The organism is Mesorhizobium sp. WSM3224 (assembly GCF_000427725.1).
Lineage (GTDB): Bacteria > Pseudomonadota > Alphaproteobacteria > Rhizobiales > Rhizobiaceae > Mesorhizobium.
The window spans coordinates 1-22,471 of sequence record NZ_ATYO01000039.1; the positions used below are offsets into that span (position 1 = coordinate 1).

22 protein-coding genes are annotated in these 22,471 nt (G+C 62.9%); 12 read left to right on the forward strand and 10 right to left on the reverse strand.

Annotated features, from left to right (window positions below):
• Positions 1–105: 105 nt before the first annotated feature.
• From YU3_RS0131785 to YU3_RS0131800, 4 genes are all read right to left on the reverse strand, one after another.
• The gene (locus YU3_RS0131785) at positions 106–615 is read right to left on the reverse strand and encodes a hypothetical protein (protein ID WP_027169977.1); all 510 of its coding nucleotides are present in this window, start codon (positions 613–615) and stop codon (positions 106–108) included.
• An 11-nt stretch (positions 616–626) separates the two neighbouring features.
• A complete protein-coding gene (locus YU3_RS41425) occupies positions 627–1,139 on the reverse strand; it encodes a hypothetical protein (protein ID WP_027169978.1) in 513 nt (170 codons plus the stop codon).
• A gap of 158 nt (positions 1,140–1,297) precedes the next feature.
• Positions 1,298–2,038, reverse strand: a complete 741-nt coding sequence (locus tag YU3_RS40985; protein ID WP_156913665.1) for a hypothetical protein — start codon at positions 2,036–2,038, stop codon at positions 1,298–1,300.
• Positions 1,999–3,579 carry an RNA-directed DNA polymerase gene (locus tag YU3_RS0131800; protein WP_156913666.1) on the reverse strand — a complete coding sequence of 527 codons (1,581 nt, stop codon included), beginning with the start codon at positions 3,577–3,579 and terminating at the stop codon, positions 1,999–2,001. The genes YU3_RS40985 and YU3_RS0131800 overlap by 40 nt, the downstream gene beginning before the upstream one ends.
• A gap of 316 nt (positions 3,580–3,895) precedes the next feature.
• Between YU3_RS0131800 and YU3_RS0131810 the strand changes: the two genes are divergently transcribed.
• Positions 3,896–4,084 carry a hypothetical protein gene (locus tag YU3_RS0131810; RefSeq protein ID WP_027169981.1) on the forward strand — a complete coding sequence of 63 codons (189 nt, stop codon included), beginning with the start codon at positions 3,896–3,898 and terminating at the stop codon, positions 4,082–4,084.
• 144 nt (positions 4,085–4,228) lie between these two features.
• Here YU3_RS0131810 and lepA read toward each other — a convergent pair whose 3' ends face one another.
• On the reverse strand, positions 4,229–6,034 hold the full coding sequence (lepA, locus tag YU3_RS0131815; RefSeq protein WP_027169982.1) for a translation elongation factor 4: 1,806 nt from the start codon (positions 6,032–6,034) through the stop codon (positions 4,229–4,231).
• 664 nt (positions 6,035–6,698) lie between these two features.
• Between lepA and YU3_RS0131820 the strand changes: the two genes are divergently transcribed.
• The 6 genes from YU3_RS0131820 to YU3_RS0131845 all read left to right on the forward strand — a co-directional run bounded on the left by YU3_RS0131820 (position 6,699) and on the right by YU3_RS0131845 (position 12,910).
• Entirely contained in the window at positions 6,699–7,391 is a 693-nt protein-coding gene (locus YU3_RS0131820; protein WP_027169983.1) for a DUF1223 domain-containing protein, read from the forward strand.
• Between the two features lie 91 nt (positions 7,392–7,482).
• Entirely contained in the window at positions 7,483–7,767 is a 285-nt protein-coding gene (locus tag YU3_RS0131825) for a hypothetical protein (RefSeq protein WP_027169984.1), read from the forward strand.
• A 216-nt stretch (positions 7,768–7,983) separates the two neighbouring features.
• Complete coding sequence (gene msrA / locus YU3_RS0131830; protein WP_051334177.1) at positions 7,984–8,721, forward strand: peptide-methionine (S)-S-oxide reductase MsrA; 738 nt, start codon at positions 7,984–7,986, stop codon at positions 8,719–8,721.
• Between the two features lie 533 nt (positions 8,722–9,254).
• Positions 9,255–10,958 (forward strand): phospholipase D-like domain-containing protein, encoded by a 1,704-nt coding sequence (locus YU3_RS0131835; protein ID WP_027169986.1) that lies wholly within the window; start codon positions 9,255–9,257, stop codon positions 10,956–10,958.
• A 267-nt stretch (positions 10,959–11,225) separates the two neighbouring features.
• Positions 11,226–12,152 (forward strand): ABC transporter ATP-binding protein, encoded by a 927-nt coding sequence (locus tag YU3_RS0131840; protein WP_027169987.1) that lies wholly within the window; start codon positions 11,226–11,228, stop codon positions 12,150–12,152.
• Positions 12,149–12,910 carry an ABC transporter permease gene (locus YU3_RS0131845; protein ID WP_027169988.1) on the forward strand — a complete coding sequence of 254 codons (762 nt, stop codon included), beginning with the start codon at positions 12,149–12,151 and terminating at the stop codon, positions 12,908–12,910. Before YU3_RS0131840 ends, YU3_RS0131845 begins: the two co-directional genes overlap by 4 nt.
• A 333-nt stretch (positions 12,911–13,243) precedes the next feature.
• On the opposite strand, the gene YU3_RS0131850 is transcribed toward YU3_RS0131845, so the two are convergent.
• The gene (locus YU3_RS0131850; RefSeq protein ID WP_027169989.1) at positions 13,244–14,281 is read right to left on the reverse strand and encodes a phosphatidylglycerol lysyltransferase domain-containing protein; all 1,038 of its coding nucleotides are present in this window, start codon (positions 14,279–14,281) and stop codon (positions 13,244–13,246) included.
• Positions 14,282–14,505: 224 nt separating this feature from the next.
• Here YU3_RS0131850 and YU3_RS0131855 point away from each other — a divergent pair, with 224 nt between their 5' ends.
• Both YU3_RS0131855 and YU3_RS0131860 read left to right on the forward strand, forming a co-directional pair.
• On the forward strand, positions 14,506–14,997 hold the full coding sequence (locus YU3_RS0131855; protein WP_027169990.1) for a MarR family transcriptional regulator: 492 nt from the start codon (positions 14,506–14,508) through the stop codon (positions 14,995–14,997).
• Positions 14,994–15,674, forward strand: coding sequence for a GNAT family N-acetyltransferase (locus YU3_RS0131860; RefSeq protein ID WP_027169991.1), 681 nt, complete (start codon positions 14,994–14,996; stop codon positions 15,672–15,674). Before YU3_RS0131855 ends, YU3_RS0131860 begins: the two co-directional genes overlap by 4 nt.
• Positions 15,675–15,820: 146 nt before the next feature.
• On the opposite strand, the gene YU3_RS0131865 is transcribed toward YU3_RS0131860, so the two are convergent.
• Positions 15,821–17,818, reverse strand: a complete 1,998-nt coding sequence (locus YU3_RS0131865; RefSeq protein ID WP_027169992.1) for a PhoX family phosphatase — start codon at positions 17,816–17,818, stop codon at positions 15,821–15,823.
• A 209-nt stretch (positions 17,819–18,027) separates the two neighbouring features.
• On the opposite strand from YU3_RS0131865, the gene YU3_RS0131870 reads away from it, so the two are divergent.
• A complete protein-coding gene (locus YU3_RS0131870) occupies positions 18,028–18,366 on the forward strand; it encodes a hypothetical protein (RefSeq protein ID WP_027169993.1) in 339 nt (112 codons plus the stop codon).
• 18 nt (positions 18,367–18,384) lie between these two features.
• The gene (locus YU3_RS0131875) at positions 18,385–19,086 is read left to right on the forward strand and encodes a phosphatase PAP2 family protein (protein WP_027169994.1); all 702 of its coding nucleotides are present in this window, start codon (positions 18,385–18,387) and stop codon (positions 19,084–19,086) included.
• A gap of 36 nt (positions 19,087–19,122) precedes the next feature.
• On the opposite strand, the gene YU3_RS0131880 is transcribed toward YU3_RS0131875, so the two are convergent.
• On the reverse strand, positions 19,123–19,983 hold the full coding sequence (locus YU3_RS0131880) for an ATP/GTP-binding protein (protein WP_027169995.1): 861 nt from the start codon (positions 19,981–19,983) through the stop codon (positions 19,123–19,125).
• 114 nt (positions 19,984–20,097) lie between these two features.
• Between YU3_RS0131880 and YU3_RS0131885 the strand changes: the two genes are divergently transcribed.
• Positions 20,098–20,883: a helix-turn-helix transcriptional regulator gene (locus tag YU3_RS0131885; RefSeq protein WP_027169996.1), complete on the forward strand. Its 786-nt coding sequence runs from the start codon at positions 20,098–20,100 to the stop codon at positions 20,881–20,883.
• 186 nt (positions 20,884–21,069) lie between these two features.
• On the opposite strand, the gene YU3_RS0131890 is transcribed toward YU3_RS0131885, so the two are convergent.
• Both YU3_RS0131890 and YU3_RS0131895 read right to left on the reverse strand, forming a co-directional pair.
• Entirely contained in the window at positions 21,070–21,993 is a 924-nt protein-coding gene (locus YU3_RS0131890; protein WP_027169997.1) for a CHAD domain-containing protein, read from the reverse strand.
• On the reverse strand, positions 21,990–22,463 hold the full coding sequence (locus YU3_RS0131895) for a CYTH domain-containing protein (protein WP_027169998.1): 474 nt from the start codon (positions 22,461–22,463) through the stop codon (positions 21,990–21,992). Before YU3_RS0131895 ends, YU3_RS0131890 begins: the two co-directional genes overlap by 4 nt.
• Positions 22,464–22,471: the final 8 nt, after the last annotated feature.

Sequence of the window (22,471 nt, forward strand, 5' to 3'; positions counted from 1 at the left end):
CGCCCTATGGTCGGGACGAACAGCTGCCCCACGATCAAACCAACAGCTAGCAGATCAACCTCTTGACCCAATGGCCCTCATGTGAGGGGAGAAGGTGAAGCCTCGCTACCGCCTCACCGCCACATGTGGCGCGAGCTTCCGTACCGCGTCGACCATGTCATCGCCGCGCACGTCGAGCGAGGAGATTTCCATGTGGACGGTGGTCTTGCCGAAGGGCACCAGCCCGAACACATTGGCGGAGGAATATTTGATCTCGTCGGGCGGCTCCCCGGTGAGCTCGAAATTGAGCATCGCCGCGCCCTTGCCGCCGGCGGCGAGGCGCACGCTTTTCACCTTGCTCCACGGCACCAGCACGTCGCCGGCGCGGGCATCGCGGAAACCTTGGCTGTCCAGGGTCACCTTGACCGAAGTGTCGAAGGCGCCGCGGGCGATGAAGACACCGAGCCCCAGGCAGGCGGCGGCGAGCAGCGCGATCCACAGCACATGCCCGCCATCGGCGCTAGACGCCACGCCCTGCAGCGCGCCGAAGCCGAAGATGCCACCGAGCAGGAACGGCCCGACGGCGGGCAAGATCTTTCCCGACGGGCTGTTGCGGATTTCGAGCGGCGCGGGCATCGCGTTGACGCTCAGCGCTCGGATTTGAGCAACGTCCAGATCCAGCCGATGAAGGTCAGCACCAGGAACGGATAGCCGATCGCCGGCAGCGGCGCGGAGGTGGGCAGCAGCGGCGCGCCCCACAGGATCATCATGACCGAGACGGTGAAGAGCAAAGCGGCGATCAACGCCGTGAGCCGCATCCAGAGCGCGAAGGTGGCTTGCGCGCTGACCATGGTGAGCCCCGCCGCCCACAGCGCAATGCCGCCGGCATAGGAGGGAACACTGGCCTGCAGCCCCGCCGCATTGCCGGCCAGAAGCAGGCTCTCGCCGGCCAGGAAAGTCAGGAACCCGGCCGCGACGAGGTCATTGCCGAGCCGCTGGTATTTCATGGTGAGCAGCGCCGCCGCGACGACGATGCCCACGCCGTCGATGGTCCAGACCGTCTCGCGCAGCGCGTCGCTGGCGACGAAAGTGCCGGCAAGCCCAAAAGCGCCGCCGATGGCGAGGCCGATCGCGGCGATGGTGTCCAGAGTGGAGCGCATGTGATGTCTCCCCAAGCTGGAGAGAGGATACGCTAAGGTAACAGGTTTCTGGAAGCTAATATTAGAGCGAAGAATGTACCTCAGCAGCTCCAGGCACCCTCGCAGTCAAGAGTGGCGCCTTCTAATCATAGCGAAGTCAACCACCCCTTGTCTTCACGTTAGTGGGATACCTCTCCACTGGAAATTGTGTAAGAGAGTCTCTCGAAAAACTCAGGAACATCCGAGCCTGACGCGCTATAAATTAGCTCGTCAATGTTAGTTGTGAACTCTATGCCAAGCAGTGGATTCAATATCGTGATTGCTTTGTAATTATGCTTACTTTCATAGTAACGCAACGCAGAGTAGACAATCACTTGCCGCAAATCATGGCTGCGAAATTGTCTATCAACGTATTTCATCTCCACCAAATGATCCACAAATTCAAAGTCACCCTTACAACTTTGAATAATGCCGTGCCCCCTGTAAAATGGCACGCGCACTCGGTCCAACGAAACACCTTGTCCACTAAAATAATGGCGGAGCCACCGAGCCAATCTATCTACTTCGTTAGCTTCAGGTTCGTTTAACTCGTCCCTTTCTGTCTTAAACTCGAAAATATTGGCGTTAAGAAACTCAAGCGCGCTTGCGACCGCTCTCGATCGCAAAACCTCTGCCGGTTCGGTTGGGTGGCGAACGGACTCAAAGAAAAGAAAATAGCCGGCTTCACTGACTAAGTCTCGCCGCGAGGGATTGGTCGTAGGACGAGCCAGTCCACTTACCCGGTCGTAGGCCAGATTCGCCGATCGCGTGACAGCTTCCAGGTTCGGAAGTGCACTACGCCAGAAGTCCGAGAACTGTGACGCAAATAACCTTTCGCTTATCATATCGCTAGCGGCACGTTTGGCTTCTCTGATCTCCAATCTCGAACAATCCCTTCAAAGGCGTCAAACCGACTTTTGGTATGGTCGCGCCAGTGCGACCCCTCGTCAACCATCGAATATGACGCCAGGATAAGGGCCCTTCGTTGCCAACCTGACACTGCGCTGAAATTTGCCTTGAACATGGACAGCCACGAAAAATTCCCCCAATTTGAGAAAATCAAGATTATGTCTCGCCTTATCAATTCTGACGCCTCCTTCTCAAAACAGCGATGGAGGTAGTTTCTATTTGAGATAGAGCTATATCTGCCAATAATGCGGTTCGCATATGCGACATGCATGTCTAGAGCCATCACCTCATGACCGCTATCGTATAGCTCAATTATTCTGCTGCAAATTCCCGCCTTTTCTTTCTCCCCGAGATCATCGAAAACCTGATACACCGTCTGGAATACCGTTGGTGCAATGGGATAAAGTGCGTCCATATTATCTAGCATAGACAGCACCGCACCATACTTTGCATTGGTGCCGACTAACTTCAGCGCCTCTACAATTTTTCGCGTGGTCGGAATATGCACTCGAGTTTGCGACAGTTGCTCATTTAGGAGCGCTACCACGTCTATCTCTTCGAGTTCACCTTTGAGTTCGTCATACTGCTCCGCCGCGTTGGCGGCGTATGGATCGAACCTCAGCGTAAGGGACATGAGTCGCTGTATCGGCGACCGGGTTTCCCTATCATCGCCCCCTCGTATCTGGGACAAAACATGCTTGAATTCAGACGCTGTCAGTATCCGTGTCTTCGATTTCTGGAGCGATAACCCCTCGTTATCAAGCGCTTTGTATATCTTAACAATGATCTCGTGAGCCTCCTTTTTGCTACTGCAGAAGACGTGATAGTCATCGGCGTAACGGAGGAAATTGACGCCAGAGCTGAATAAATATTGATCGGAATTTGCTAGAGCTAGCTCTGCCAGAATTCGAGCAGCCGGACCGCCGATTGGAAGACCTGCCGATCTTGTCCCTGTAAGGTGCTTCATATACTCAAGGATAGTTCTCCGTACATCCGGCTGCACGCCAAGCATACGAAGCGCATTATCCAGCTTATGATGACTTATTCGGGAATAACAGTCCGCTATATCGCATGTGACAACATAACCGTTATTCTCACACTCAGCAATTGACTTGCTGATGAAATCCTTCCAGGTGATGTCGCGGCGAAAGAGATCTCCTGAAAGATAGCTATTCTTATTCAATCGGTAGGAGAATATCCGCTCAGTTCCAAGTCTGGCGGCCTCGATGGCCTCAGCAATTGAAAGCACATTCCCAAGGAGAAAGGCGTTCCATAGTGGGTCCAGTTGCGACGCCCATCTGAACCCGGAATGATGTACGGCCACGAGCGAGCGGATGTCATCTGGTGGCTCCTGCACGAACGATTTATCGAACTCAGAGTGCCTTTTCAGTAGTAAACTGGCGACCTCATCTCTCTTGTCACTTATTATTCTGTTCTCGATCGGAAACGGAAATATGTCGGTGTCGCCGTGCTTGTAAATGTTGTCTATGGCTGCGTAGAAAAACTTCTTCATAAAGACCGCCAACCATACCTCTTGCCGACGCCGCAGCCTATCTACGAATATCGCAAGATCAAGCTAGGCAGCGCAGTATTTTCAATCCCCCATCCTCAGCGCCTGGATGAACGCCTCCTGGAGGATAATCATCTTGCCGAACTGGCGCATCCGCTTTGCCCTCTTTCTGCGTGTCGAGCAGCTTGCGTTTGCGGGTCACGTTGCCGCGGTGGCATTTGGCGGTGGAGGCGACGCCTAGATATCTTACGCTGAATGGCCGGGGATGATTTCGGCCACGAATCGGCCTATGTTCTCCCTCTGTTCGAAGGAGGCCGATATGGCAAAGAACACGGGTGACGACTACCGCAGAGGCGCGGTGACTGGCAGGACGCAATTCCAGCATGAGAATGGCGACTGGCAGAAGCGCGATGAGCGAACCGGGCACTTCATGGAGCGCAAGTCCTCGGAAGGACCGTTCAAGGGCGTAGCAAAAGAGCCTGACGATCGGGATACGGATAACTCATAATACGCCGGCGACCAACCGCTATCGCGCAGCGTCAGCGCCGCGCTGGCGGGGGCCCGCTGCCTGCCGGCAACTCCCCCGCTTTCGAAGCCTGCCATCGATTCACTGGATCGATGGCTTGGCGCGCTCCGCGCGCCAACCGGCTTCTCAATCCCCCATCTTCAGCGCCTGGATAAACGCCTCCTGGGGAATATCCACCTTGCCGAACTGGCGCATCCGCTTCTTGCCCTCTTTCTGCTTGTCGAGCAGCTTGCGCTTGCGGGTCACGTCGCCGCCGTAGCATTTGGCGGTGACGTCCTTGCGCAGCGCCGAGATGGTTTCGCGGGCGATGACCTTGCCGCCGATCGCGGCCTGGATCGGGATCTTGAAGAGGTGGTGCGGGATCAGCTCCTTCAGCTTCTCGCACATCTGCCGGCCGCGCTTTTCCGCCGCCGTGCGGTGCACCAGCATGGACAGCGCGTCGACCGGCTCCTCATTGACCAGGATCGACATCTTGACCAGGTCGCCCTCGCGATAATCGGTCAGGTGGTAGTCGAACGAGGCGTAGCCCTTGGAGATCGACTTCAGCCGGTCGTAGAAATCGAAGACGACTTCGTTGAGCGGCAGGTCGTAGGTGAGCATGGCGCGCTTGCCGACATAGGAGAGGTCGGCCTGGATGCCGCGCCTGTCCTGGCAGAGCTTCAGGATGCCGCCGAGATAGTCGTCGGGGGTCAGGATGGTGGCGCGGATCCACGGCTCCTCGATGGCCGAGATCTTGACCACGTCGGGCATGTCGGCCGGGTTGTGCAGCTCCTTCACCGTGCCGTCATTGAGGAGCAGCCGGTAGACGACCGAGGGCGCGGTGGCGATCAGGTCGAGGTTGAACTCGCGCTCCAGCCGCTCCTGGATGATTTCCAGGTGCAGCAAGCCAAGGAAGCCGCAGCGATAGCCGAAGCCGAGCGCGGCGGAGGTTTCCATTTCGTAGGAGAAGGACGCGTCATTGAGGCGCAGCTTGCCGACGGCGGCGCGCAAATCCTCGAAATCGGCGGCGTCGACCGGGAACAGGCCGCAGAACACCACCGGCTGCGCCGGCTTGAAGCCGGGCAGGGCGTGCGCGGTCTGGCGCTTGTCCTCGGTGATGGTGTCGCCGACACGGGTGTCGGCCACTTCCTTGATCGAGCCGGTGAAGAAGCCGAACTCGCCGGGGCCGAGCTCGTCGACATTGATGCGGGCCGGCGTGAACACGCCGGTGCGCTCGACGAGGTATTTGGCGCCGGTGCCCATCATGCGGATGGTCTGGCCCTTCTTCAGCACGCCGTCGATGATGCGCACCAGGACGATGACGCCGAGATAGGCGTCGTACCAGCTGTCGACCAGCATCGCCTTGAGCGGTGCTTTGATGTCACCCTCGCGCGGCGGCGGCAGGTCGTTGACGATCGCCTCCAGCACGTCGGGAATGCCAAGGCCGGTCTTGGCCGAGATCAGCACGGCGTTGGAGGCGTCGATGCCGATCACCTCCTCGACCTGCTCGCGGATGCGCTCGGGCTCGGCGGCGGGCAGGTCGACCTTGTTCAGCACCACGACGATCTCGTGGTTGTTGTCGATGGCCTGGTAGACATTGGCCAGCGTCTGCGCCTCGACGCCCTGGCTGGCGTCGACCACCAGCAGCGAGCCCTCGCAGGCGGCCAGCGAACGCGAGACTTCATAGGCGAAGTCGACATGGCCGGGCGTGTCGATGAGGTTGAGGATATAGTCCTCGCCATTCAAGGCGCGGTATTTCAGCCGCACCGTCTGCGCCTTGATGGTGATGCCGCGCTCGCGCTCGATATCCATCGAGTCCAGCACCTGCTCCTTCATGTCACGCGCCTCCAGCCCGCCGGTGGACTGGATCAGCCGGTCGGCAAGCGTGGATTTGCCATGGTCGATATGGGCGACGATGGAGAAATTGCGGATGTGGTCGAGGGGCGTCGTCATGCGGCGCGCTTTAGCAGGGGCAGGGTTGAGGGGCAAGCGGCGGCAGCCTTTCCTTCTCCCCTTGTGGGGATCGGCGCGTTGGCGCCAAGACGTCAACGCCGCGATCCTTCACACCCCCCTCTGGCCTGCCCGTCCTTCGCAGCAGCTACGCTGCAGCTTCGGATGATGAACCGGCCATCGCATATGAGTTTTTACGAAGAGGACCCCCACCCTAACCCTCCCCACAAGGGGGAGGGAACGCTGCCGCATGCCATCCTTTTGGTGTCGAAACGTCGGCGGTTTGCCAAGATCAGCGCCTACCAAGTCTCCCTCCCCCTTGTGGGGAGGGATTAAGGGTGGGGGTCCTCTTCGTAAAAACTCATATGCGATTGCCCTGCCCGCAAGGAGGAGATTGGCAGCGTCGCCGATGGCGCCATTCTTGGGGCGTCGACAATTGGCGAAAGCAAAGGCGACATCTGATCTCCCCCCTTTCGGGGGAGATGTCCGGTTCATCCTCCGAAGCTGCAGCGCAGCTGCTGCGAAGGACGGGCAGGACAGAGGGGGGTGCCTCGAGCCGGCTTTCCGCATTGAGGGGTATCCCAACATCACAAACCGGTGAAGCTGTAACGAAGCCCTCCATGCCGGCGAAATGGGAGCATACCCGCTGTAACGGAGACTGCTTCCCATGACCGGATTGAAGACAAGGATCGGCCTGCTTGCCGGCGCGGTGCTTGCCGCCACGATGGGCGCGGCTGCCGCGCAGCCGCTCACCGTGGTCGAGCTGTTCACCAGCCAGGGCTGCTCGTCCTGCCCGCCGGCCAATGCCAATCTGATCAAGGTCAAGGACCAGCCGGGCGTGCTGGCGCTGTCGTTCAACGTCACCTATTGGGACCATCTCGGCTGGAAGGACACTTTCGGGCGCAAGGAATTCACCGAGCGCCAGGTGACCTACGAGCCGCCGCTCGGCCATGACGGGCCGTTCACGCCGCAGGTGGTGGTGAATGGCAGACGCGACGCCGTGGGCGCGGCGCCGGGCGAGATCCAGAGCCTGATCGCCAAGAGCGGCCACACAAAGGGTCCGGAGCTTTCGCTCGGCGGCGGCAAGGTCAGCATCGGCGCCGGCAACGCGCCGGGCGGGCGGGCCGATGTCTGGCTGGTGCGCTACACACGCGGCGTCATCGAGGTGCCGGTGGCGCGCGGCGAGAACACCGGGCGCACGCTGCCGCACGCCAATGTCGTGCATGCGCTCATAAAACTCGGCAGCTGGAACGGCGGGGCAACCACGCTGCCGCTGCCGGCGGCCACCGGCGGCTTGAGCACCGCGGTGCTGGTGCAGGCGCCGCGCGGCGGGCCGATCCTGGCCGCGGCCGCCAACTGATTTTTCCTTCTCGTCGCGCGGGGCCGCAGGACGCGGCAACGCAATACCCAAGGCCCGCATCTGCGCGCGCCAAAACCCAAGGAGTACCATCATGACGAAGTTCCTCACGCTGCCGGCGCTCGCCCTTGCGCTTTCCGCTTCCGTCTTCATTGCCGGCGCCCGCGCCGACGAGGCGACCAATGCCATGAAGCCCGCCGATGCGATGGCTACCGACGCGATGAAACCGGCGACGGACGCGATGAAGCCCGCCGACGCCATGAAGCCCGATGCGATGAGCACCGAGGCAATGAAGCCTGCGACGGATGCGATGAAGCCGGCAGACGCCATGAAGCCTGCCACGGATGCCATGAAGCCGGCGGATACCACCGCTCAGTAAGGCGAGTCCGGCACTGCCCCTCACCCAGCCTCCGCTTCGCTCGGCCGACCTCTCCCCGTTGGGGAGAGGAGGCTTTCGATGCCGGCGCCATTCTCTTCTCCCCGGCGGGGAGAAGGTGGCCCGAAGGGCCGGATGAGGGGGAGCGCCGCACGGCAAAGTGAGAACCGCGTGGCGGCTTGGTTCGTATATAATGGAACAACAACAGGAGATCAGGACATGAACGGCATCGATAAAAAGGCCGCGCGGCGATCACCCTTCCGCGGCGCGCTTGCGGCACTTGGCCTCGCGGCGGTCGCCGCGGCCGTGCTGTGGCAGAGCCCGGCGCGTTCGGCCGAGGACGCGGTGGTGATCCCGCCGCCGGCGATGGACGAAAAGGCGACAAGCGGCAGCGAGAAGGCGATCTTCGCCGGCGGCTGCTTCTGGGGCGTGCAGGGCGTGTTCCAGCACGTCAAGGGCGTCAGCAAGGCGGTTTCAGGCTATACCGGCGGCAGTCCGGAAAACGCCGTCTACGAAGTGGTCGGCAGCGGCCGCACCGGGCATGCCGAATCCGTCGAGATCACCTACGACCCCTCGAAGGTCACCTACGGCCAGCTGCTGCAGGTGTATTTCTCGGTCGCGCACAATCCGACGCAGCTCAATTACCAGGGGCCGGATTCCGGCACGCAGTACCGCTCGACTATCTTCGCCGAGAACGAGGAGCAGAAGAAGGTCGCCGCGAGCTATATCGCCCAGCTCGACAAGGCCAAGGTGTTCGGCAAGCCGATCGTCACCACGCTCGAGACCGGCAAGACTTTCTATCCGGCCGAGGACTACCATCAGGACTTCCTGACGCTGAACCCGACCTATCCCTATATCGTCTACAACGACCTGCCGAAGATCGAGAATCTGAAGTCGCTGTTCCCGCAGCTCTACAGCGAGAAGCCGGTGCTGGTGCTGGCCTCGAGCAAGAGCTGAGAGGCACCTGCCAGTTCCCTAGCACAGGGATTTCGACCGTCGGGTATGTCTCTGCGTTGGCAGGCGGCATGCCTTGGCGATTGGCGGAAACGGCCCGGCCTCGTCATCCACGGGCGGAGCAAGGAGCGCAGCGACGCGCGCAGACCCGAGGATCCATTCCGTGATTTCAACGCGCCGCTACGGTGCGGAATTCTGCCCCGCTGCGCCCCTCGATCAAGGTAACGGCATGGATTCCAGGGTCTGCGCGCGTCGCTTCGCTCCTTGCTCCGCCCTGGAATGACGAGGTTAGGGAGGCTTCAGGCCGCTCCGCCCCTTTTGTTTTGCTGGCAAATAAAGTGGACTGTGAAGCAGTTCATAGAATTATACTTGGCGCTGCAAAAGATTGACATACGATCTTCTGCCGCCACATAATCATCGCCGTCACCCTTTCGACAATTCTGTTTCAGCTGATCCGGAGCCCTGCTTCCGGCGCGGATTTTGTTGGCGCATTGATGGGCCGGATATGCCGGCAGCGTATCGGGGAGGAACGACAGATGGCCGTCGACATAAAAGTGTCGGTCTACACCAATGGCGACGACGCCTTCGTCGCCTGGGCGCCCAGCGACTTCATCGCGGGATGCCGGGGCTTCCTGCTAGAGCGCGGCCGCAAGGTCGGCGCCACCGAGAGGATCGATCCGGTGGAGAACCGCGTCGGCTTCACCAAGGACAGGCCGAAATCGGGCGACCACAGGCCGTCGGACGTCTGGCCGTTCCAGCGCTTCAACTGGACCGACCATGCGGCGGACGTCGGCAATGTCGTGCGCTACCGGGTGACGGCGATGATGAGCGCCGGCCCCGGCAAGCCGCTGACCAAGGGCGTCTCCAGCGACTGGACCGACTGGAAGACGCTTGCCACCGACGCCGGCGGCGGTTTTTCCTGCTTCTTCAACCGCGGGCTGGTGCTGTCGCAATTCGTCGCCCGCTACATGGCCAAGAACAAGCTCTCGCCGGCCGCCTTCAAGAAGAGCCTGCAGACCAATGGCGACGCCAAGTTCCGCGCCTTCCTCGAGGGCGACCTCGGCCTGCGCATGGTCGGGCTGACGCAGGTTGCCGGCGACGAATTGCATGCAGCGCTCTACGAGCTCGGCGACGCGACGCTGGAGACGGCGCTGATCGGGCTCGGGCCGCGACTGCATCTCATCCTCGCCAACGGCTCAGATAAAAGCGGCGACGGCAACAAGGACGCGCGCAAGAACCTCAACGACCACGGCATCGCGACCATCGACCGGATGCTGAAATCGAAGGGTCTCGGCCACAACAAATTCGTCGTCGTGTCCAAGGACGGCGAGCCGAAGATGGTGTGGACCGGCAGCACCAACTGGAGCACGACCGGCCTGTGCACGCAGGTCAACAACGGCCTCCTGATCGAGGACGCGGCGATGGCGGAGCATTTCCACAAGCATTGGGACCTGTTGAAGGACGCCTCGCCGCCGAAGACCGACCCGGCCAATTTCACGCCAGCCCTGATGGCGGACAACGACGCGCCGAAGACCTTCACGGTCGGGACCGCCAAGGCGACCGTCTGGTTCACCCGCACCTCCGACGGGGCCGACATGGATGCGCTGCGCGAGGTCATCAGCTCGGCCAGGCAGTCGGTGCTGTTCCTGATGTTCACGCCGGGCAAGCAGGGGCTGCACACGCTGGCCGGCCAGCGCGCCAGGGAAAAGGACATGTATGTGCGCGGCGTGGTCTCGACGCTGAGCGCCGACGAGGGCGGCACCGAGCAGAATTTCCTCGACATCGACCTGGTGAGCAGCGGCCGGACATTCACGCCTGACCGCTACGCGGTGGCGCAGCCGCAAGGCCTCGACGCGCCGCTCGGGCCGTGGATCGCCGAGGTCAACCGGCGGACCTTCCTGTCGCAGATCGGGCACGCCATCGTGCATTCGAAGATCCTGGTGACCGACCCGCATTCAAACGACTGCGTGGTGGTGACCGGCAGCCACAATTTCTCGGCGCCGGCGAGCCAGAAGAACGACGAGAATCTGGTGATCGTCCGCGGCCACAGGAAGCTTGCCGCCGCCTATGCCACCTACGCGATGTCGGTCTACAGCCATTACCGCTACCGCTCCTACATCCGCGAGATGCGGGCGCAGGGCAAGACGCCATGGAGCTACCTGGACGACGACGATCAATGGCTGAAGACGGAGCTCAGGACCAAGGCGCGGGAAATCGCGTTTTGGACGGGGCAGGGTTAGACCTTCTCCCCGTTTCACGGGGAGAAGGTGCCCGAAGGGCGGATGAGGGGCAGCGCCGGCGTTCGTATTTGGCGCCACCATCGCTCTGCTTGCCAGGTCAGCGCCGCCCCTCATTGCCCTGCCGGGCATTTCTCCCCGTAAACGGGGAGAAAGAGGCTCTTCACGCGCTCACTGTCCAGAACTGTCAGCAGCGGCGTCGATTTTCGGTTGCAGCGGGCGGCATCCGACCTATATCAGGTCACATTTTCCAGCCGGCCATTTTTCAGCATGTCATCCATCATCTCGATCTCCGGTGTCACGAAAACCTATGCCACCGGCTTCAAGGCATTGAAGGAAATCAATCTCGACATCGAGCGCGGCGAGATCTTCGCGCTGCTCGGGCCGAACGGCGCCGGCAAGACGACGTTGATCTCGATCGTCTGCGGCATCGTCAACCGCTCGTCGGGCAGCGTCAGCGTCGATGGCCACGACATCGGCAAGGATTACCGCGCCGCGCGCAGCCTGATCGGTCTGGTGCCGCAGGAGCTGACTATCGATGCCTTCGAGACGGTCTGGGCGACGGTGAACTACAGCCGCGGCCTGTTCGGCAAGGCCCCCAACCCGGCCTTCGTCGAGAAGGTGCTGCGCGACCTGTCGCTGTGGGACAAGAAGGATTCCAAGGCGATCACGCTGTCGGGCGGCATGAAGCGCCGGCTGATGATCGCCAAGGCGCTGTCGCACGAGCCGCGCGTGCTGTTCCTCGACGAGCCGACGGCAGGCGTCGATGTCGAGCTGCGCCAGGACATGTGGGCGATGGTGCGGCGCCTGCGCGAGGACGGCGTCACCATCATCCTGACCACGCATTACATCGAGGAGGCCGAGGCGATGGCCGACCGTGTCGGCGTCATCAACCGCGGCGAGATCATCCTGGTCGAGGGCAAGGCCGAGCTGATGCGAAAGCTCGGCCGCAAGCAGATGAAGCTGGAGCTCCGCGCGCCGCTTGCCGCCATGCCGGACGGGCTGTCGCGCTATGCGCTGGAATTGTCTCCTGACGGCAGCCAGCTCACCTACACCTATGACAACCAGAGCGACCGGCCGGGCGTCGCCTCGCTGATCCGCGACCTGGAGGCGGCCGGCGTCCAGTTCCGCGATCTCGATACCAAGAACAGCTCGCTCGAAGAGATCTTCGTCAGTCTGCTGAGGCAAGAGCCATGAACCTGCGCGCAGTATGGGCGATCTACCGGGTGGAGATGGCGCGCGCCTTCCGCACCGTGCTGCAGAGCATCATCTCGCCGGTCATCTCGACGTCGCTCTATTTCGTCGTCTTCGGCTCGGCCATCGGCTCGCGCATCACCGAGATCGACGGCATTAGCTACGGCGCCTTCATCGTGCCCGGGCTGATGATGCTGTCGCTGTTGACGCAGTCGATCTCGAACGCCTCCTTCGCCATCTATTTCCCGAAATTCGTCGGTTCCATCTACGAGCTTTTGTCGGCGCCGGTCTCCTATCTGGAGATCATCATCGCCTATGTCGGCGGTGCGGCGACCAAGTCGATGATACTCGGCCTGATCATCCTGGGCACGGCAGCGCTTTTCGTGCCGCTGCGGATCGAGCATCCGTTCTGGATGATCGCCTTCCTGGTGCTGACGGCGGTGACCTTCAGCCTGTTCGGCTTCATCATCGGCATCTGGGCAAAAACCTTCGAGCAGCTGCAGCTGGTGCCGCTCCTGATCGTCACGCCGCTCACCTTCCTCGGCGGCAGCTTCTATTCGATCCACATGCTGCCCGGCATCTGGAAGACGGTCACCCTGTTCAACCCGGTCGTCTACCTGATCAGCGGGTTCCGCTGGAGTTTTTATGGCAAGGCGGACGTCTCGGTCGGCGTCAGCCTGGGCATGACGCTGGTGTTCCTGGCCGTCTGCATCGCGATCGTGGCGTGGATTTTCCGGACGGGGTATCGGTTGAGAAACTGACATTCCCCTGGCGGAACGGGCGCGAAGCGACATCGCGGAGTCTGGGATTCAGAGAAGGTCGCAAACGCTGGCGGGACAGCACCCCCCTCTGTCCTGCCGGACATCTCCCCCGCAGGGGGGGAGATCGGACGTCGCTCCCGCTTTCGCCAATCGCCTGCGTTGCAGGAAGAGCGCCGCCAACGGAGCCGCCAATCTCCCCCCTTGCGGGGGAGATGTCCGGCAGGACAGAGGGGGTGGGCGGGAACGCGGCGCCTGATGATCTTTTCTTTGTCGCTCCTCGTAGTCGCGGCGCCCGGCGATGACAGACCACGGCCGGCAGCTCATCACTCTAAATTAAATCGCCTTGATCAGGCGAAGCAGCCCGAGCATCTCCATCAGCGTCCCCCTGCGGAACGCGATGTAGGTCGGCTGCTCGACACCGTGGAAACGGCGCTTGAAGGCCGCCTGGCCCTGCAGGTTGAAGCGCGAGCGGTTGACCCAGGGCGAGTTGTAGGCGCGCTGGAAGGCGCCGCGCCAGAAGCTCGATTCGGCGAAGCCGCTGGGCTCGACATCGAGCAGCGGCGAGAGGCCGAGCGTCACTTGCGAGATGCCTTCCTCGCGAAAACGGTCGACGGCGAATTTGGTCAGCCCGACTTCGGCATGCGGCGTCGCGTCGATCTGCTTGCGCTTGAAGGAGGTGGTGTAGCCGATGACCTTGCCGTCGCGGAACAACGGGTCGAAATCGAGGATGGCGAGAAGCCGGCCTTGAGGGCTGTGCAGGAGGAAGCGGCGCATGTCGGCGCCGAGCTCTTCGGAAAAGCGACGATTGAGGAAACCCATCTCCCAGCGCTTGATGATGCGCTCTTTGCGCCAGTCGGCGGAAAGCTGAACGATCTCGTCGAGCAGACCGTCGCCGCTGTCCTCGGCGAGGGTAAAACCCTTCTTCGTCAGCCAGCGCTCCGAATAGCGCACGGTCTCGTTGCGCTTGCCGGAAAAGTCGTGCGTCGCCATCAGCAGCCTGGTGTCGACGCCGAGGCGATTGACCTGGTAGCCAAGGCCGGCCAGCACCTTGGCCGTGTCGGCGCCGATCTGGACGAACCAGGGGCCGCCGGCGGCCTCGACGAAGCGCTTGATATAGGCCGGGCGGTCTACCGGATCGGCCACCGGATCGCCCAGCGCGAAATGGCGGCTCATCTTGGTGCCGAAGGCGATGTAGCCGTCCCCGTCGCTGAAATAGGACAGTTTCTGCTGCACCGCCGTCGAATAGGCGAGCGAGAAATCGCCGTGGCGGCGCACCAGCGCCAGGCGCTCCTCATCCGTCAATTCGCGCCGCGGAACCTTGGGCGCCACGGCATCGAGAAGCCTGTCGAAGTAGATGCGCAGGGGCGCCATGAGCTCCGCGTGCCAAGAATGGATGACCTGCCGCCCTCAGGTCGCGAATCGCTGGCGGCCGCTGCCGGCCACGTCGCGTCAGCGCGATATAGGATGCAATTGGCGGCGAATGAAGGGCAAATGTCCGAAAGCGCCCGCTGTGACCCGCCGGTGGCAAGGGCGGGTTCTTGATTTTCCATGTGATGTTATATATCAAGTTATCATATTGCGAAGGACGAGCACCCATGGAAGACATCCTTCGATCCCTCGGCTTTCTCTGCCTCGGCAGCCGGATGAAGCGCATAGGCGAGCAGTTGCAGGCCGACACGCAGCGCGTGCTCGACCGCCTGGACGTGCGTATCCAGTCGAGCCAATACCCGCTACTCGCAGCGCTCGACAGGCTAGGCGCGCTGCCGGTCGGCGAGCTGGCGCAATCGCTCGGCGTCGCGCAACCGGGCGTGACGCGCAGCGTGGCGCTGCTTGCCGAACTGGGGTTGGTCGAGGTGAACCCTTCCGACGACGACCAGCGACGCAGGATCGTTTCGCTGAGCCGGAACGGCCGGCGGCTGGTCGACGAGGCGAAGCGGGACGTCTGGCCGAGCATCGAGAATGCCGTCGCGGATCTGTGCGCCGATCTTTCCGGACCGCTGCTCGGCCAGCTTGCCGCCATCGAAGATCGTCTGGCGGCGACGCCGCTTCATCGCCGCGCGGAAGCGGCCAAGGTCGCAGCGCCATGAAACACATTCTCGACCGCCCCATCTGGAACGCGCTTACAACGCGGCACGAGGCTTTCGCGGAGGGCGACGGCCTCGCCAGGCGATATCGCCAGTCAATTGTCCCGTTCGCCGCCACCGCTGCCGACGATGCGGACAGCCTGCGGGCGCTCGCCAGGCTTCTCCCGCCGCGCGAAACCGCCGTTCTTGTCCAGGCGGATGAAATCGCTCTGCCGCCGGAAATTTTCGCGACCTCGACAGCGTCGCTGGTGCAGATGATTGCCGAACAGCCGATGCCGACCGTGTCCGATGAACGCATCCGGCAGCTGACAAAAGACGATGCCTCGGAAATGCTGGCGCTCGCGTCGCTCACCAAGCCCGGCCCCTTCACCCTGGAGGCGCTGAGCCTCGGCGATTTCTGGGGCATCAGCATCGACGGCAGGCTGGCGGCGATGGCCGGCGAGCGTATGAAGCAGCCCGGCCACTCAGAACTCAGCGGCGTGTGCACGCATCCGGATTTTCGCGGCGCGGGCCTTGCGCGGCTGCTGTCGGTGTTCGTGGCGGGCAGGATCGCCGCGCGTGGCGAGATTGCGTACCTTCATGCGTATGACAGCAACGCGGCGGCGATCAGGCTTTACGAGTCGATCGGCTTCCGGTTGCGGAGCACGATGAACATGGCCATGGTTCAGCGCGCGGAGTGAATAGAGGGAGCGGCTGCCTGTCGCTTCGTCATCCACGGGCGAAGCAAGGAGCGTAGCGACGCAGCGCAGACCCGAGGATGACGACGCTGGGGAGGCTCCGCTAGTCCCCAGCGTTTGCGATGGTCCCTTCGACCGACGTGCCTTCGTTAGACCGCGATCTTGCCGCCGCCCTGCTTCGTGACGGCGACGACCGCCGGCCGCACCGGCATGTCCGGCTTGAAGTCCGGCCAGCGGGTCGATGGATCCTCATAGTAGGAAGGACGGCCAAAACCCTCCCAGTCCTCGCCGCCGTCGCCCGGATGCTGCACGGCGACGAAAGCGGTCCGGTCGTCCGGCGTAAACAGCGGGCCGCACATTTCGGCGCCGATCGGCACGCGGAAGAACAGCTTTGACGTCGCCCGCGCCGCGCCCTCCGTGTCGACGGCCCAGAGGCCGTCGGTGCGGCCGGTGACCTTCGGACCCTGGCCGTCGGTGGCGACCCACAGGCGCCCGGCGGAATCGACCGCGCAATTGTCCGGCATGCCGAACCAGCCGTGGGCGGAGGTGGCGGTCGAGAAGGTGGCGCCGACATCGGCCACCGAGGGATCGCCGCATTTCAACAGCACTTCCCACCTGCCCTTGCTGGCGGCGAAGTCGCCGCCGTCCTCGACGATCTCGATGATGTGGCCGAAGGCGTTCGCCGCGCGCGGATTGGCGGCGTCGACCTGCTCGGCCTTGCGCTTGGAATTGTTGGTCAGCATGACATAGACCTTGCCGTTGCCGGCATTGGGCTGGATGTCCTCGGGACGGTCCATCTTGGTGGCGCCGAGCAGGTCGGCGGCGCGCCGCGTCTCGATCAGCACATCGGCCTGCGAAGCAAAGTCGTTCTCCGGCGTCAGCGGACCTTGGCCGAACACGATCGGCATCCATTCGACCGAGCCGTCCTCGGCGAATTTGGCGACATAGAGCGTGCCGTCGTCGAGCAGGTCCATATTGGCCGCGCGGTCATCGGGATTGAACTTACCCGCAGTGACGAATTTATAGACATAGTCGAAGCGCTCATCGTCGCCGAGATAGAAGACGACGCGGCCGTCCCTGGCGACGATCGATTCGGCGCCCTCATGCTTGAAACGGCCCATGGCGGTGCGCTTCCGCGGCACCGAGTTCGGATCGTTGACATCGACCTCCACGATCCAGCCGAAACGGTTGGGCTCGTTCGGTTCCTTGGCGAGGTTGAAGCGGTCGTAATGCGCGCCCCATTCATAGGCGCCTTCCGGGATGCCGAGGCGCTTGTAGTTGGCGGCTTCCTTGTGGCCCTCCGGCAATTCGCCCGAGAAATAGCCATGGATGTTTTCCTCGGCCATCACATAGGTGCCCCAGGGCGTGACGCCGCCGGCGCAATTGTTGAGCGTGCCGATGACCCTGGCGCCGGACGGATCGGCATTGGTCTTGACGCGGTCATGGCCGGCGACCGGGCCGGAGAGCGCCATTTCGGTGGTGGACATGATGCGGCGATTGAGCTTGCCGTCGCGCACCACTTGCCATTTGGCGCCTTGCTTGCGGATTTCGACGATGGTGCCGCCATGCGCGGCCATCTCGACATCGACCTGCTCCTTCGAGAGCGGCGCGACCTCGGCGGCCTTCTTGCCGTCCTTGTCGACGATGTTGACGATGCCGGGAAACATCAGATGCGGGTTGGTGTATTCGTGGTTGACGACCAGCAGGCCATGCTCGGCCGAGCCGTCGATCGGGATATAGCCGACATAGTCGTTGTTGTAGCCGAACTGCCGGGCCTGGGCCCCGGCCGACTGCTTCAGCGGATCGAAGTCCGGCGAATCGGAAAACAGCGGATCGCCCCAGCGCAGCAACACGTCGGCATCATAGCCCGGCGCGACGTGGTGCTTGTCGTCGATGCCGGCCTCGAGCTCATCGAAGTTGAAGGCCGAGCCTTCCGCCGCGCGCGCCTCGTCGGCGGCGACCAGCGCCAGCGGGCTGACGGTGGCGGCGATGGCCGAGACGGCCAGCGAGCCCATGAGAAAGCCGCGGCGCGAGAAACGCGCGGCGATGATTTCGCCCATGGTGCGGTTGTCGGTCGGGTTGACGGGCGGGCCGTCATTGGCCTCGAGCTGGCTGGTGCGGAAGCGGGTCTCAGGGGTCACGGTCATGGGCTGTTCCTCTGGCTTCTTGAGGTGGCTGGAGTTTCGACCTTTCGACCCCTAAAGCGGCACGATCACATTTTCGTGACATGGCTTCGACGTCCCTCTCGGTGATTGGCGAAGCCCTATCCTCCACCGCCCAGCTTGACGGCTTCGCCCGCTTCGGAAACAAGGACTGCGGCCGGCGTGGCGACGGCGCTTCAAAAGGGGACGGCAAGGTGAGTTTCTGGGGACTGGCGCAGCTCGGCATTTCCACGGTGATGTTCCTGCTGGCGGCGATGGCGGCCAAGCAATGGGGGCTGGCGCCGAGCTTCGCCAAGCTCCTGCTGACCCTGGCGCTCTACACGGCGGGCAATCTGATCATGCTGAGGCTGGTGCGCGAGTTCGGCATGTCGATGTCGTTCAGCCTGTCGGCGGTGATCCAGCTTGTCTCGGTCAATGTCGTGGCGCTCGCCTTGTTCGGCGAGCGGCTCAATGCTTTCCAAGCAACCGGGATGATGCTGGCGATCGCTGCCGTCGCGCTGATCACGCTCGGGCCCTATATGCAGAGGCTGTAGCTGGACCCGAGAGCTCGAATGAAATCGACCGCCAACGCGCTCCTCAACAAGCTGGAATTCCCCCTGCTGCTGGCCGGGCTGGTGATCGCCGGCGGGCTGTGGGGCCTGGTGGAACTCATGGAGGTGGCGCGCGCGACGACGCCGCATGCCTTCGATACCGAAATCCTGCTCGCCTTCCGCCATGCCGGGCAGCCGGACAGCCCGATCGGCCCGCCTTGGCTGGAAGGCGCGGTTCGCGACGTCACCGCGCTCGGCAGCTCCGCCGTGCTGGTGCTGATCACGACGGCAACGATCGTCTATCTGCTCTTGATCCGCAGACCCTCGACGGCGCTGTTCATGTTCGTGGCGGTGGCGGGCGGACAGGTGCTTTCCAACCTGCTCAAGCTCGAGGTCGACCGGCCGCGGCCCGATCTCGTCTCGCATCTCGTCAACGAGACGTCGCTGTCCTTTCCAAGCGGTCACGCCATGCTGTCGGCGGTGACCTATCTGACGCTCGGCTCTTTAGCCGCGCGCTTCCTTCCGGACCGCAGGACGAAAATCTTCGTGCTTTGCCTCGCGGTACTGACCACCGTGCTGGTCGGCACCAGCCGCGTCTATCTCGGCGTCCACTGGCCGTCCGACGTGCTTGCCGGCTGGTGCGCCGGCTTTGCCTGGGCCATGCTGTGCTGGCTTGCGGCACGCTTGCTGCAGCGGCGCAAAATGGTGGCCGACAGCGACTGATCGACGGGGATCGCGGGCCGGCCTGTGATCGGCATTTCAGTCGAGACCGAGCGCCGCGATTTCGCCTTCGCCCATCAGTGGCACGAAGATATGCTCGCCGTCGGTGCCGATGTCGGCGCTGCCCGGCTTGAAGGTGGCGACCACCTGCGGCGCGCCGCCGGGCTTGTAGCTGTAAAGCGTGCCGGTCATGTAGGCGGTGGCGTAGATGGTGTCGCCAATAGCGACGACGCCGTCGAGGTCGGCGAAATTCTGCGCGCCGGGCAGTGGCGTGACCTTCCTGGTGGCGAGGTCGACCGACAGCAGCCCGCCCGGCTCCGCCGTGCTGAAGTCTGTCTTGTCGATGCCCCTGCCCCAGGACGCCACGATCAGCCTGCCGCCATCGGCGAACACGCCGTTGGGCGAGGCGAGAGCCGCGTCCTTGACGAACAGTTCCGGCCTGTCGCCGTCGATGCGGTAGATCGTGTCGGCCAGCATGTCGCTGACATAGACATTGCCGGCGCTGTCCTCAGTCATATCGTTGAGGAAGACGGCACCCGGCACCGCGATGGTGGCGACCAGTCTGCCGCTGGCGAGATCGACGACGCGCACTTTGGTGATGTCGGCGGCGTAGAGCTTGCCATCGGCGATTGCCATGCCCTTGGGCGCGTCCATGCCATCGACCCAGTGACGGGTGATGACCTTGCCGTCCATCGACAAGAGCGACAGGTAGCCATTGCCGTCAGCATCGCCAGGATTGCCGGCGATGCTGGAGACGATGATGCGGTTGTTGGCGGTATCGGCAAGCGCCGATTCCGGCTGTTCGAAGCCGGTGGCGCGCCAGAGCTCGCCAGCCTGCGCGGCGGATACGGTGAAAGCGCCGTTGGCGGCGAAGACGGCTGACGCGATGATGTGTTTCATGGGGTGCTCTCCTGTGATGACGACGAAGAGCTAGGGTTTTCGATACTTTCCTGGAAGCCGGAACGAGGCTAGTATCGCTATTCGATACGAATTCGCACGAACGAGGTGCATTCCATGAACGGTCCGATCTTCGAGGCGCTGAAACGGACGCTGAAGGCCAAGGGCCTGACCTACCGGACGCTGGCCGAGCGCATGGGCATTTCCGAGCCGACGGTGAAGCGCATCTTCCATGAGCGCAACTGCAAGCTCGACCGGCTGATCGAGATCTGCGCCGCGGCGGATGTCGAGCTGGAGAACGTGCTCGGCGCGATGAACCGGGGGCCGGGTCCGGCAAACCGCGTTTCACCGGAGATCGAACGCAGGCTGGCCGCGCGGCCGGCGCTGCTGTTCGTCTTCATCATGCTGTCGGAGAAATTCACGGCCGAAGGCATCATGCGCTCGCAAGGCCTGAGCGAAGCCTCGATGTTCCTCTATCTGCGCGACCTCGAGGAGCTTGGGCTGGTGGCGCTGGGGCGCGGGCTGTCGGCAAGGCTGCTCGTCGACACGCCGATCCAGTGGGATTTCGACGGGCCGCTGAAGCCGCATTTCGAGATGACCAACAAGAACTTCATCGGCTGGGCGATCGCCCATATGGAACAGGCCGCGACCTTCATCAGCTTTTCCAGGCGGATGCGGCCGGAAACGGCGGAGATGCTGCGCCGCGAGGCCGAGGAGCTCGCCGACCGCGCCAGGCTGCTTGCCCATCACGACCAGCACACCACGCCGGAGGACCAGCTCACCGGCTACAAATGGACCTTCGCCTTCGGGGCGACGCCGTTTCCGGCGATCATGCCGATCGGGCCGCACCCGCGCGATGCCGGCGCGCGGACGGCGAAGGAGAAACGGGCGCTGCCGGCATAGTGAAGCGCCTCTCCCCTTGTGGGAGAAGGTGGATCGGCGCGCAGCGCCGAGACGGATGAGGGGTGTTGGAAGAAATGAGGCGGTGGTGAGCGGCGCGCCATGGCTCGAACGTCCTTGCCAAGCTGGAGCACCCCTCATCCGGCCGCTTCGCGGCCACCTTCTCCCACAAGGGGAGAAGGGATAGCGCTAGGCCGCGCTAGCCTCTTCCTGCGGTCCGGCGAGATCGTCGCGCGCCTTGCGGGCGAGTTTCTTGGCCGAGCGCTTGGGGCTTTCGCCGAACAGGTCGGCGGCATCGGCAAGGCAGGCCTTGGTGAGGCTCTTTTCGGAGCGCTTCAACAGCTTGCGCAGAAGCTTGGTGTCGTCGGCCGGGCCAAGCGGCTCGCCTTCGGCATCGAGCAACGCGCGCATGACGAAGACATCGTGCAATTCGCCGAGCTCTTCGCCAAGCTTGTCGACCGCCTTGCGACGCGCCTTGATCGGCGTCGGCCACAAGCGGCCGAGCAGGGACAGATGCATGGAGTGCGTCTTGGCCGCCTTGCGCAGATCGTGAAAATCCTCGTCCTCGCCGCGCGACTGAGCCTTGTCCAGCGCCTTCTTCGCCCGTCGCAAGGTGGCGCGGGCGCCGTCGGCCAAGATATCGGCGGCGTGCTCCGGCTGATCGGGCAGGGCCAGCCTGTCGATACGCTCCAGGCCTTCCCGGCAAGCGGCTATGGCAGCATTGATGGCGGCGTCGAGGCCAGGACCGGCATGAAGCTCGTGCTGGCGCAGCACCAGCCGCTCGCGCACGGGATCGAGACCGCTACCGGCGGAATGTTCCGCAGCGAGACGGTCGACGGCTTCGATGAGCGCGGTCGCTTCGCGCGGGCCGGCGAGCAGCGCCGACACCTGCTTGTAACATTCATTCTCGGTCTGGCAGAACGGTTCGTCCCCGGAACGAACCAGGCGCAGCAAGGCGCGCACGCTTTTCAGCCGCTTGCGGCATTTGTGCAGCCCCTGCTCCGGCTTCTCGCGCGCCGTCTCGAGATGACCGATTGCCTTGCCGATCTCGTCGGCCAATATGCGCCTGACCTCGCCGGTCAGCGGCGAGCGCGGGTCTATGCGAAAGCTCATGCGGCGATCTCCGGAATCCCCCCGAGGGCCAGCGACGCGTTGTAGAACCTCGACTCGCCGGTGACCTCGCGACCGAGCCAGTCGGGCAGCATTTCGTCAGATACGTCCTCCGGCGTCTCCAACTCCGCGATCACCAGCCCCGCGAGCTTTGCGCCGAACACATCGACTTCATAGAGATAGCCGCGGTGTCTAACATGGTGGCGTGTCTTCTCGATGACACGTCCGACGGCAAACGCCATCAATTCCTCGGCCTCGTCGAGCGGGATCGGATATTCGAATTCGTCGCGCTCGCGCGCCCTGTCGCCGAACTTCAGCGTCAGCTTGGCGGAGCGCCCGTCGCTGATGCGCACACGCACCGTGCGGCCGGGCTGGGCGGCGAGATAAAACTGGCGGATGCGAATATGCGCCTCGACCCTATCGCGCCAGGCGGGACTGGAGACCAGGAACTTACGCTCGACTTCCTTGCCCATGGCCGCGC